The organism is Pseudomonas putida (assembly GCA_029953615.1).
Taxonomy (GTDB): domain Bacteria; phylum Pseudomonadota; class Gammaproteobacteria; order Pseudomonadales; family Pseudomonadaceae; genus Aquipseudomonas.
In genome coordinates, this window is the sequence record CP124529.1 from 21,594 (window position 1) to 33,003 (window position 11,410).

12 protein-coding genes and 1 pseudogene are annotated in these 11,410 nt (G+C 61.6%); 5 read left to right on the forward strand and 8 right to left on the reverse strand.

Annotated features, from left to right (window positions below; all coding sequences use genetic code 11):
• The first annotated feature begins 20 nt into the window (after positions 1–20).
• Entirely contained in the window at positions 21–1,130 is a 1,110-nt protein-coding gene (locus QIY50_00125) for a mechanosensitive ion channel family protein (protein WGV20771.1), read from the forward strand.
• Between the two features lie 35 nt (positions 1,131–1,165).
• Entirely contained in the window at positions 1,166–1,507 is a 342-nt protein-coding gene (locus QIY50_00130) for a hypothetical protein (protein WGV20772.1), read from the forward strand.
• Between the two features lie 78 nt (positions 1,508–1,585).
• Here the strand turns inward: QIY50_00130 and xth are convergent, their stop codons facing one another.
• The 3 genes from xth to QIY50_00145 all read right to left on the reverse strand — a co-directional run bounded on the left by xth (position 1,586) and on the right by QIY50_00145 (position 3,487).
• The gene (gene xth / locus QIY50_00135; GenBank protein WGV20773.1) at positions 1,586–2,383 is read right to left on the reverse strand and encodes an exodeoxyribonuclease III; all 798 of its coding nucleotides are present in this window, start codon (positions 2,381–2,383) and stop codon (positions 1,586–1,588) included.
• Positions 2,380–2,622 carry a hypothetical protein gene (locus QIY50_00140; protein ID WGV20774.1) on the reverse strand — a complete coding sequence of 81 codons (243 nt, stop codon included), beginning with the start codon at positions 2,620–2,622 and terminating at the stop codon, positions 2,380–2,382. The genes xth and QIY50_00140 overlap by 4 nt, the downstream gene beginning before the upstream one ends.
• Positions 2,623–2,872: 250 nt before the next feature.
• Positions 2,873–3,487 (reverse strand): hypothetical protein, encoded by a 615-nt coding sequence (locus QIY50_00145; protein ID WGV23125.1) that lies wholly within the window; start codon positions 3,485–3,487, stop codon positions 2,873–2,875.
• 890 nt (positions 3,488–4,377) lie between these two features.
• Between QIY50_00145 and QIY50_00150 the strand changes: the two genes are divergently transcribed.
• Together QIY50_00150 and QIY50_00155 are read left to right on the forward strand one after the other, a co-directional pair.
• The gene (locus QIY50_00150) at positions 4,378–5,166 is read left to right on the forward strand and encodes a formate/nitrite transporter family protein (GenBank protein WGV20775.1); all 789 of its coding nucleotides are present in this window, start codon (positions 4,378–4,380) and stop codon (positions 5,164–5,166) included.
• 172 nt (positions 5,167–5,338) lie between these two features.
• On the forward strand, positions 5,339–5,677 hold the full coding sequence (locus QIY50_00155) for a LysR substrate-binding domain-containing protein (protein ID WGV20776.1): 339 nt from the start codon (positions 5,339–5,341) through the stop codon (positions 5,675–5,677).
• A 391-nt stretch (positions 5,678–6,068) separates the two neighbouring features.
• On the opposite strand, the gene QIY50_00160 is transcribed toward QIY50_00155, so the two are convergent.
• Positions 6,069–6,476, reverse strand: a complete 408-nt coding sequence (locus tag QIY50_00160) for an OsmC family protein (protein WGV20777.1) — start codon at positions 6,474–6,476, stop codon at positions 6,069–6,071.
• 297 nt (positions 6,477–6,773) lie between these two features.
• Between QIY50_00160 and QIY50_00165 the strand changes: the two genes are divergently transcribed.
• On the forward strand, positions 6,774–7,841 hold the full coding sequence (locus tag QIY50_00165) for a 2OG-Fe(II) oxygenase (protein ID WGV20778.1): 1,068 nt from the start codon (positions 6,774–6,776) through the stop codon (positions 7,839–7,841).
• A gap of 200 nt (positions 7,842–8,041) precedes the next feature.
• On the opposite strand, the gene QIY50_00170 is transcribed toward QIY50_00165, so the two are convergent.
• From QIY50_00170 to pqqA, 4 genes and pseudogenes are all read right to left on the reverse strand, one after another.
• The gene (locus tag QIY50_00170) at positions 8,042–9,769 is read right to left on the reverse strand and encodes an ATP-binding protein (protein ID WGV20779.1); all 1,728 of its coding nucleotides are present in this window, start codon (positions 9,767–9,769) and stop codon (positions 8,042–8,044) included.
• Positions 9,753–10,916 (reverse strand): iron-containing alcohol dehydrogenase, encoded by a 1,164-nt coding sequence (locus QIY50_00175; protein ID WGV20780.1) that lies wholly within the window; start codon positions 10,914–10,916, stop codon positions 9,753–9,755. The genes QIY50_00170 and QIY50_00175 overlap by 17 nt, the downstream gene beginning before the upstream one ends.
• Positions 10,917–11,005: 89 nt before the next feature.
• Positions 11,006–11,278, reverse strand: a complete 273-nt coding sequence (gene pqqD, locus QIY50_00180; GenBank protein WGV20781.1) for a pyrroloquinoline quinone biosynthesis peptide chaperone PqqD — start codon at positions 11,276–11,278, stop codon at positions 11,006–11,008.
• A 51-nt stretch (positions 11,279–11,329) separates the two neighbouring features.
• Positions 11,330–11,402: pseudogene (pqqA, locus tag QIY50_00185) on the reverse strand (pyrroloquinoline quinone precursor peptide PqqA).
• Between the last annotated feature and the right edge of the window lie 8 nt (positions 11,403–11,410).

An 11,410-nucleotide genomic window follows, 5' to 3' on the forward strand; every position in this document is an offset into this window, starting at 1 on the left:
CGCAAGGAGGCAAGCGTCTCATGAGTGATCGCATCATCGCCTTGTTCACCGATACCACACTGTTCGGAATATCCGTTCTCAACCTGTTGCTGGCACTGACCGTAGCCTTGCTGACATTCCTCGTGGCGCGGGCAGCCATCAGTTTCATGCTGCATCGTGTCAGGCGCTGGTCCGAGCATGACGGCGCGTTGAGCCAGGTACTGGCCAAAGTGCTCGGCGGGACCAGCAATTTTCTGTTGTTCCTTGCCTCGCTGCTGGTGGGCCTGAGCATGCTCGACCTGCCCGAGCGCTGGCTGACCCGGGTCGGTAGCCTGTGGTTCGTGGTCGCGGCATTGCAGATCGGGTTGTGGGCCAACCGTGCCATCGGCCTGGGTCTGAATCGCTACTTCGCCCGGCACCGTACCGACGGCCTTAACCAGGGCAGCGCGCTGGCCACGCTGTCGGCATGGGGGGCGCGGGTACTGTTGTGGTCAGTGGTGCTGCTGGCGATGCTCTCCAACCTGGGCGTGAACATCACCGCCTTCGTCGCCAGCCTGGGGGTAGGCGGTATCGCTGTTGCGCTGGCCGTGCAGAACATCCTTGGCGACCTGTTCGCCTCGCTATCCATCGCCGTGGACAAACCGTTCGAGGTGGGCGACTTCATCGTCATTGGCCCGCTGGCCGGCACGGTGGAACATGTGGGGCTGAAAACCACACGTATCCGCAGCCTGGGCGGCGAGCAGATCGTCATGGCCAACGCCAGCATGATCAGCAGCACCATCCAGAACTACAAGCGCCTGCAGGAACGGCGGATCGTGTTCGAGTTCGGCCTGTCCTATGACACGCCAACCGAAGCAGTGAAAAAAGCGCCCGCCATCGTCGAGGAAGCGATCAAAGCCCAGCAGCAGGTGCGCTTCGACCGTGCCCACCTGCGCGGCTTCGGCAAAGAGGCGCTGGAATTCGAGTGCGTATATATCGTCCAGGACCCCGGCTACAACCTGTACATGGACATCCAGCAAGCGATCAATTTCCACCTGCTCGAGCGCTTCTCGAAAGTCGGTGCCAAGTTCGCCGTCCCGGTACGCGCGATCAAGGTCACTGCCCTGCCCGAGCAATCAATGCGCGGGGCGCAGAATGCCCATGTGGGATAACCCCCATGCCGGCCAACCAGCAAAGGAGTATCACCATGAAAATCCTGAAGCCCCATTCACTACTGTTGGCGCTGTGCCTGGGTGCCAGCGCACCTGTCGCCCTGGCAGCCACCGACATGAACGATCAACGTGCGCCAGGCACCCAGACACATGAAGGCGAGCACAGGGACGCCCACGGGGGCGCGACCGGTTCAGGAACACCGGCGGATGCCATGGGTACAGGGTCTGGCGGTACCGATAGCAATGGTACTGACAAGACCGGCGGGGATGGCACCACCAACGGGTCGGGTAGCGGCCACGGTGGAACGGGCAATGGCGGCACCGGTAGCGGAGCCGGTGGCTCGGGCTCGGGCTCCGGCAGCGGTTCCGGTAGTTGAAGGTTTATCGCCCTGCGCGCGAATGACTGCCCACGAGCGCCTGCGCTACAGCGCGGGCGCACACCGGCCCTGACAGCGCTACGCCCGTCGACGACGCGTGCCCAGCTCGACCCAGGTGGGTGCATGGTCGCTGGCCTTGGGTTCGTTACGCACCCAGGCATCGACACCAGCCCGCTTCAGGTAAGGCGCCAGTTCGGGGTTGAGCAACAGATGGTCGATACGTAAACCGGCGTTGCGTGCCCAATGGTTGCGGAAATAATCCCAGAAGGTGTAGATGCGTTCGTCCGGATACAGATGGCGAATGGCATCGACCCAGCCCTGTTGCAGCAACTGCTGAAAGCACGCACGTGACTCGGGCTGCAGCAGTGCATCCTTCAACCAGGAGCGTGTGTCGTAGATGTCCATGTCGGTCGGCACGACATTGAAGTCGCCCGCCAGTACCGTGGGATGGCCGCTACCATACAACCCTGCCGCATGCGCGATCAGGCACTCGAACCAACGGAGTTTGTAAGCGAATTTCGGCCCGGGTTGCGGGTTGCCATTCGGCAGATACAGGCAGGCTACCAGCACCCCGTGCACCGCAGCTTCAAGGTAACGGCTCTGGTTGTCGTCCTCCATGCCAGGCAGGCCCCGACGTACTTCCAGGGGTTCGCTACCTCGCGCCAGAATGGCCACGCCGTTCCAGGCAGGCTGCCCTTGGTAGAGGCTGCCATAACCCGCCGCTTCGAGCGCCTGGTGCGGAAACTGCTGGTCCGCCGCCTTGAGCTCCTGCAGGCAGGCGATGTCGGGCTTTTCCCTCTCCAGCCAGGCCAGCAGTGCGGGTAGCCGGCTACGAATGCCGTTTATGTTGAACGTGGCAATCTTCAGCGCTTTCATGCGTCGGGGTCGCTCACATGGGCCTGCACGGCATCTTCCAGGGCGCGCACATGGGCGTCATCGGCCAATGCCTTGAGTGCCAGCCAGTCGTCCCAGTCGATGGCACCATCGTCACGCAGGGCCTCGGCAGTGCGCAGCAGTTCATGGTGGTAGGCATCCGGCGACTCACGGCGGTAACTGATGTCGTCGTACTGGGCGTACCAGGCCTCGAGCTCGGGGATACTGCGTTCAATGCTCATGATGGAGCCCTCACGGTGTCCTTTGCATTAAGAGCCCCACCATCGAGCGACGTTCAAATTCAACGCCACGGCCTGTCGCGCCGAGAACAAATATCACTGGTTGGCGCATCCTTTGTAGGAGCAGCCTTGTGCTGCTCCTCCAGAACCCCCACCTGCCGCCAGGCGAGCCGCTCAGATGCTGTGCATGAAACGAGCTCGCCGCGAACCAGGTTGCCCGGTTCGCGGCGTAATCGAAGCGTTGCTCAGGCAATCAGACAGGAATGCCTGCCAGCCGCCAGACAGGCGCTGGAACCGGTTCGGCCTGGCTGCGGTTGCGCGCCCACTGGGTCAGGGCAGCCATCGTGGCAAAGCCGAGCAGGATCAGTACCGGATAGGCCAGCAGCAACTCGGTCAGCGAGTATTTCCAGGCCAGTGGGCGGCCCACGCCCAGCATCGCCGCATACAGCCAGGACACACCCGACAATGCGCCGGAAAACAGCGCGAACATGCGCACGCCAAAATTCAGGTCAAGCAAGTTGCCCGCTTTGAGCAGAGCAGGCAAAACATAGCGGTGCAACAACATGCCGTTAAAGGTCAACAACATGACAATAATAACTTTCGCTTGAAGTTTTGGATTGGCAAAATAGTTCATACCTTTATCAAGGTAGTCAATCCCAATCACCGCAATGCCCGTGAGCCACAAAAATATCAAGGCATTGGCCACGGACTTCTGCAAACGCGCCATATGCTGACTGTCATGTCCGGTTCCTTTATGACCTTTCAACAAGTTCCTGACCATCTCGGCATCGCTGGCAAACACCAGGCCAATGGCGATGCAACAGGCCAGCAAATGCACGTAAATTACCGACAACCGCACCAGCTCCATGGATTCTTTCTGCCCGAACAGGCTAATAATTGTATTAATCTCCACGACGTTTTCTCCACGTAATGCGTTAGCGCTAGATGACCTTGCCATAGGCGTGCGAACACGTTTTATCGCAGCGGCAAGATCAAATTCAGATCGTTAGTTTAAATAGAGGATCGTTATTCAATACACACGGTGGCTCACCCGAAGAGCCGCGGTTGGGCATGGCATTGCTCCACTGGTCCGAATAAAAAAGCCCCATGAGCATCCCTGCGATGCCGATGAGGTTGAACGTCCATAAGTTCAGGGGGAAAAGGTGCGAGGTGCGCTCACAGTGAAAGCACCTGCTGGCAAATAGGAGTCAGCGTCACCCAAATCGTTCATTTCTCAAGCAAAACGACCGACAGGCGGTACACTCTTAAAAGTTACTTAGTTTGCTAAGTTATTGCAATTTGACCGAGTGGAAAGTTTTTCGAGTGAATGGATCCAAACTTGGCAAGCGACTTCGAATGCTCTATTTCGCTGTTTTACAGTTGTCGTTTTGCCAGCAGCCATGGCTGAAGTGCCATCAGTCAGGCCAGAAGCAGCCCTGTTCTGGTCGCCAGGCACAGCCAACGACCCGCATGTCGTCTTCAGCCTGCCCAGCGACCGCCGCTTGCCTTGGGTGATGCCAGGCAGCACCAACCGCGTGGTGCAGACCTGCGGATGTCATCGACGCGGTCTATCAACTCATCCATTCCATCGATTTGACCGCGTCAAATTGCCTCATGTAGCTTGCCGCCCTCTTCGAAGCTGGCCCAAAGCTGTGCGTTACACCTTTGCGCCAGCTGCGCAGCCTGTCCCCGTACTGATCAGCCCCACCACGGCGTGCCTACCCATTGCGTCGCCGTCACTGTGTTCGAGTTTGCGAAATGTCCGTCAATAGCCCCACCCGTATCACCGAGCTCGTCATCGAGAGCGGAGTCAAGAAAGCTCATCTATCCACCCATGCGACACTGGTCCTGGGGTTTCTCGCAGGTGCATTCATTTCGCTGGGGTTTCTCCTGGCCATCCACGTCAGCACCATGATCCCGGTACAGTGGGCCTCGTTCGGCACACTGCTGGGCGCCGCGGTATTCCCTATCGGCCTGATCCTGGTGATCCTGGCCGGTGGCGAACTGCTCACCGGCAACATGATGAGCTTGCCCTTGGCGATGTTCGCCCGGCGTATCGGCCCAGGCGCCGTGGCGCGCAACTGGCTGCTGGTGACTGTCGCCAACCTGTTGGGTGCACTGTTCGTTGCCGGGTGCTTCGGCCACCTGCTGGGCCTGACCGAGGGGGCCTACCTGAACAAGATGTTGGCGGCTGCGACCAGCAAGACCAACGCCGACTTCCTCCACGCCTTCGTCTCCGGAATCGGCTGCAACTGGCTGGTGTGCCTGGCAGTGTGGCTGTCGTATGCCAGCCGTGAAATGAGCGGCAAGATTCTCGGCATCTGGTTCCCGATCATGGCGTTCGTCGCCATCGGTTTCCAGCACGTGGTAGCCAACATGTTCCTGATTCCGGCAGCGATCTTTGCCGGCTACTTGAGCTGGGGGCAGTTGGTGGAGAACCTGGTGGCCGTGTTCCTGGGGAATGCAGTGGGTGGGGCGATCTTCGTGGGGTTGGCGTATTACGTGTCCTACGGTGTGCCTTCGCAGGAAGCGTGCGAGGTGCAGTGAAGCATTGCGGAACCGCCTTGTCTGGCACCGGCTGCGCCGGTGTTCGCGGCTAAAGCCGCTCCCACGTGAACCGCGCATTCTCTGAGCTTCGCGATCCCTGTGGGAGCGGGCGTGCCCGCGAACACCGACGGTGATCGAACGTACCCGTGCAGAACCCCAGGGCACGATCCGCATGACATGCCCCACTGCCCTGCTGCATTACCGCATTGGCGGGCTGGTCAGTCGTTTCATGGCCGAGAACCCTAAAGTGCGGGTGCACCTTGAACCTACCAACCGACGTGTGGACGTATTGGGCGAAGGCCTCGACCTGGCGCTGCGTGTGCGCTTCCCGCCGCTGGAGGGCAGCGAGCTGGTCATGCGCACACTGGCCAGGAGCCCGCAGCGGCTGGTCGCGAGCCCCTCGCTGGTGGAGCGGCTGGCGCTGCAGCTGCCCGTCGAACCCGAGCACCTGGGTGAGCAGCCTGATCGAGTTTCTGGCCGAACATATCTGGGAATGACCGGCGCTTCGTAGCCCATTCGAAATAGTCCTGCAAACAGCCAAAGGCGGCACCAGCCGCTGCATCGAACAATGCCCGCAGATATATGGAGGGGCACTTCTAGCCCGGACTACTCTGGGTGGGCAGTAAAATCCCGGGGCCGCCTTGCGGCCCTTCGCGGGCACGCCCGCTCCCACAGGATGGTGCATTCCCTGAGGCCTGCACCGTACTTGTGGGAGCGGGCGTGCCCGCGAAGGGCTGCAAGGCAGCCCCGATCAATGTCACATCAGGCTTGTATGAACAAGCATCATCATTTCAGCGGGGCTGTGCGTCGTGGCCGACGCACATCACGCAGTTAGAACAGGCTGATCGGGTAGCCCAACGCTCAGGCGGCGGCAGCCGGCGGGCGCAACGCTGCGCCTTGCCTCATCCAACCAGCTTGCTGGCAATGACGGTTTCGCCGCTCAACACCTTGTGAATGGGGCAGGCATTGGCAATTTCCAGCAAGCGCGTGCGTTGCTCCTCGCTCAGCGGCCCGCTCAAGCGAATGTCACGAGCGATCTGGATCCGAGGTTCGCGCCCCAGTTGTTCATGCTCGATGCGTATATCCACATCGATGGCTTGCAGCGGCATTTCCTTGCGCTGTGCGTACATGGCAACCGTGATGGAAGTGCAGGCGCCAAGGGATGACAGCAACAGCCCATGGGGTGACGGCCCGACATCCCCGCCGCCTGCCGCCGCATCCACATCGCTGGCCCACTGGTGCTGGCCATCTGTCACGTTCACCTGATATGCCACGCCTGCAAAAGAAGCGCGGATTGCTCGCTCTGACATTGAAACTCCTGATTGACGGTTGCCTGTGGCAACCCGGCTGCGCGGGTCGCAAAGCCGGAATGATAGATGTACGACTTCACTGAAGATAGGCGATGAAATGTACCGCAGCGTTCTGCCAGATGAACGCTGCCCCAGCCAGAGGTGCTACATAGGTGCACAGCGATCCAGGGTGATCTAGCCTTAGGCGAAGCCACTCCGCCAGCGGTCGCAGCGTGGCCATGCATGCGGCAAATGACCTGAACCTGCCTGCAATGCCGCCAATCATGCGGCAAGGGGGCGAAATGAGCTCGAAGCTTCTTGAAACCGGTACGCCCGCACCCTGGTTTTTCTGTCGAACCGCTACCCGAGAGCAATTTTGCTTCGACTCCGTCGCCGGCCGTTACATCGTGCTGTGTTTCTTTGGTTCGTGCCAATGATTCCGTCACACGCACGATCCTGGCAGAGATTCAGGCGAACCGCAGTCTCTTCGATGATGATCGGGTGTCTTTCTTCGGGATCTCGACTGACCCGGCAGACGAGGCCTTGGGGCGCGTGCAGGACCACATACCCGGTATCCGCTATTTCTGGGATTTCGATCGCGCGGTAAGCGAACGATACGGGGCCACCAGCAGCAACGGCCATACGACGCGCGTGACCTATGTCGTCGACCCCCGACTACGAGTCCTGGCGGTCAACCCGATCACCGAATCAGCCGAGCAGCATGTGCAGTCCTTGATTCGCCTGCTCAAGCGCCTGCCCGCGCCTACACCGCCACATCGCGCCGGGCCACATGCCCCGGTGATCGTGGTGCCCAGGGTATTCGAAGCGTCACTGTGCAAGGCGCTGATCGATTACTACGACGAACAGGGCGGCAAGGAGTCGGGATTCATGGTCGAGCGCGAGGGCAAGACGGTTGAAATTGCCGACCGCAGCCACAAGCGGCGACGCGACAGCATGATTCAGGATCAAGCGCTCAAAGCGGCCTGCACCAGGCGCATCAGGGACCGCCTGATGCCCGAGATACACAAGGCTTTCCAGTTCGAAGTGACGCGCATCGAGCGCTACCTGGTGGCTTGTTATTGCAGCAAGGAAGGCGGGCATTTCAGCCCGCACCGGGATAACACCACCAAAGGCACCGCACATAGACGATTCGCTGTATCGCTGTTTCTCAATTCCGGTGAGTACGAAGGTGGCTTGTTACGCTTCCCGGAGTATGGGCGTGCGCTGTACAGCGCCCCGGTCGGAGGGGCCGTGGTGTTTTCCTGCTCCCTGCTGCACGAGGCAACGCCTGTCTGCGACGGGAAGCGCTACATGTTCCTGCCCTTCCTCTACGACGAGGCCGCACGCGTGATCCGCGAGCAGAATCTGCAGGTTTTCGAACGATGACGAGGAACTGAGCCCCCTTTCGGGAACAGCTACCTGGCACTGCGCGAACCCCTGTAGGAGCGGCCTTGTGTCGCGACAGGGCTGCGAAGCAGCCCCAGGATTTCAGCGCAAACGCACAAATTGCCGGGGCTGCTTCGCAGCCCTGTCGCGACACAAGGCCGCTCCTACAAGGGGCCGCGCAAGGCCGTGGAGTTGAGGCATCAGCCCAGCAACTGGCTCAACACTGCGCGAAGCTTCCCCGGTTTGACGGGTTTGTTCAGCAATGGCGCGCCGAGTTTGTTCAAGGCGCGTCGGCACTGATCGCTGCGATCAGCAGTGATGATCACCGCGGGGATGGCGACACCGAAATGTTCGCGCAAATGCCTGACCACCTCGCAGCCGACCACGCCGTGGTCCAGGTGAAAATCCGCCAGGATCAATTCCGGTGCCCGCCCCTGCAGCGCCAGTAAGGCTCCGGCCTGGTCGGTCGCGGTAACCACTTCGCAACCCCACTGCCCGAGCAATGCGCCCATGCTCTCGAGGATGCTCACTTCGTTGTCCACTACCAGCAGGCGGCGGCCCGGCAACGGGTTGCCGGCGCCCGCCTGCGGCGAAGCCTGGTGAACAGGCTCCGGCATGGCTTCGCCGATCGGCACCTCGATGCTGAACATCGAGCCACGCCCTGGCCACGAGCGCACCTCGACCCGGTAGCCGAGAATCTTGGCAATCCGTTCGACGATGGCCAGCCCCAGGCCCACGCCCTTGCGGTCGGCGGCGCGGCCAACATCCAGTTGATTGAACTCGAGGAAAATGGCCTGCAGCCGATCTGCCGCAATGCCTCGCCCGGTATCCCACACCTCCAGGCGCAAGTGATCGCCGCGGCGCCTGGCCCCCAGCAGGATCCTGCCCTCGTCGGTATAACGGCAGGCGTTGCTGAGAAAGTTGCGCAGGATACGCGTCATCAGCCGCAGGTCGGTACTGATGGCGTAGTCGCCAATGCGCGCGCGCAGCTTCAGGCCTGCCGCATCGGCCACCGTGCAGAACTCCGAGACCAGTGGCCCGAACAGTTCGTCGAGGCGGTACAGCGCCACGTCCGGCTTGACCGCCGCCTGGTCGAGCCGGGAAATGTCCAGCAGGTCGGTCAGCAGGTCTTCGGCGCCCTCCAGGGCCTGGTGGGTACGCTCCACCAGCACTTTTTCCGCTTCTGGCAGTGGCCGTTCGCGCAAGGTCGATATCAGCAGCCGCGCGGCGTTCAGCGGTTGCAACAGGTCGTGGCTGGCGGCAGCAAGGTACTTGTCCTTGCTGCGGTTGGCGGTTTGCGCGGCGTCGCGGGCATCGCGCAGGGCGCGGGCGATCTGCTTGCGCTCGGCGATCTGCTGTTGCAGGTTGCGGTTGGCCTCCAGCAGTTCATCGGTGCGGGCGGCCACCCGTTGCTCGAGTTCGTCATTCAGTTGCTGCAGGCGCTGCTGGGCCAGCTTGCGTTCGGTGATGTCGGCGACAAAGCCTTCCACCAGCCCTTCCTGGCCTGGCTTGAGCAACAGGTTCATCAGCACATCGAGGTGGCTACCGTCCTTGCGCCGCAGGCGGGTTTCGTAGCCGTGCAGGCTGCGTTCACGGGCGAGGGTGGCGGTAATGCCGTGCAGCTCTTCGGCCCCGCCGACAAACAGGTCGGCGGCAAGGTCCGTCAGCGGAAACAGCAACGCTTGCGGATTGTCGTAACCGAGCATGCGGGCCAACGCCGGGTTGGCGGCGCGCATGCCGTCTTGCAGGCTGGCCTGGAAAATCCCGTGCACGGCATTTTCGAACAGCCATTTGTAGCGGTTGCGTTCGGCCTCCAGCTCGTCCAGACGCGCCGCCAGCTCCGGGTAATGGCTCTTGCGCGCCGAGTGGTCGCCCAGCCCCAGCAGCCCGGCCAGCGCCCGCTGCTGCTCGTCAGAGGGCCTCGCCATAGACGACCTCGACATCACGCTGGCTCGACGCACGCGGGTTGGTGAGGATGCACGGGTCATCCATGGCGTGTTGCGACAGGAACGGGATATCGGCCGTGCGCACCCCATGCAGGCCCAGGGTTTCATGGAAACCGATGGCATGCTTCAGCGCGATCAGGTGCTCCACCAGGCGCGCGCAGATCTGCCGGTGGTTGAGGCCGCGGCAGTCGATGCCCAGCACTTCGGCGATCACCTTGAAACGCTCCGGCGCCGAGCTGTAGTTGAACGCCACCACGTGCTCCACCAGCACCGCATTGCACAAGCCGTGCGGCAGGTCGAGGAACCCGCCCAGGCTGTGCGACATGGCGTGGACAGCCCCCAGGATCGCGTTGGAAAACGCCAGCCCCGCCTGCATGCTGCCCAGCATGATCTTCTCGCGCAGGGCGATATCGCTGGGGTTGGCGATCATTTCCACCAGGTTGCCGTTGATCAGGCGCATGGCCTCCAGCGCATGGGGGTCGGTCAACGGGCCGTGGCCAGTGGAAACGAAGGCTTCGATGGCATGCACCAGCGCATCGATGCCGGTGCAGGCCGACAGGAACGGGTCCATGCTCAGGGTGGTTTGCGGATCGATCAGCGACACGTCCGGCACCACCGCCTTGCTGACGATGGAGAACTTCATGCGCTCCTGCTGGTTGGAAATGATCACGAACTGCGACACGTCCGCCGAGGTGCCGGCCGTGGTCGGGATCAGGATCAGCGGCGGGCTGGGCACGCGGATCATGTCCACGCCTTCGAATTCGAGGATGCTGCGCCCGTGGGCGACCACGATGCCGATGGCCTTGCCGCAATCCATCGGGCTGCCGCCGCCAACCGCGACAATCACATCACAATGGTTTTGCCGATAGATCTCGGCACCGAGCATCACCTCTTCGACCCGTGGGTTGGGTGATACGGCGCTGTACAGGCAGTAGTCGATGCCCTGGGCCTGCAGGCTGGCCTCCACGTCCGCCACCCAACCGGCGGCAATCACACCGGGGTCGCTGACCACCAGCACCTTGCGCGCACCGAAGGTCTTGGCGTAATTGGCAACGTTATGCCGGCAGCCGGCACCAAAGATGATCTCGGGCGAAACGAACTTGCGAAGCGGGCTGAAACTCTGGCTCATCGGAAAGCCTGTTCTTATTGTTCTGGAAGGTAACCGCCAGCGTAAAGCATCCCGTGACGAAAGCAACCAGACCAAAGCGGGGGCACGGCTCATTCGATCCAGTACTTGGCACGGGCCACCTCCAGGAACGCCAGAATGTCTTCGTCGAGCCCCGCTACACCGGGAAAGCGCTGTGCCAGGCGGTCGATGACCGCCGCCACGCTGCGCTGACCGTCCAGCAACTCGAGCACCCAGCCGGCGCTGGCGTTGAGCTCGATGATGCCCTCGGGGTACAGCAGCACATGGCACGCCTGGTGCGGCTCCCAGCGCAAGCGAAAGCCTTTGCGCAAGGCCAGGGCTTGCTCACGATCGATCAGGTTCACAGGCGGGTGCGCAAGGAAGACCCGGCCATCGCGACGATGGCCGGACAGGCATCAACGATTGGCGAAGTACATCGTCACTTCGAAGCCGATGCGCAGGTCGGTAATAGGCGGGTTTAGTCCACATGGGGCAGT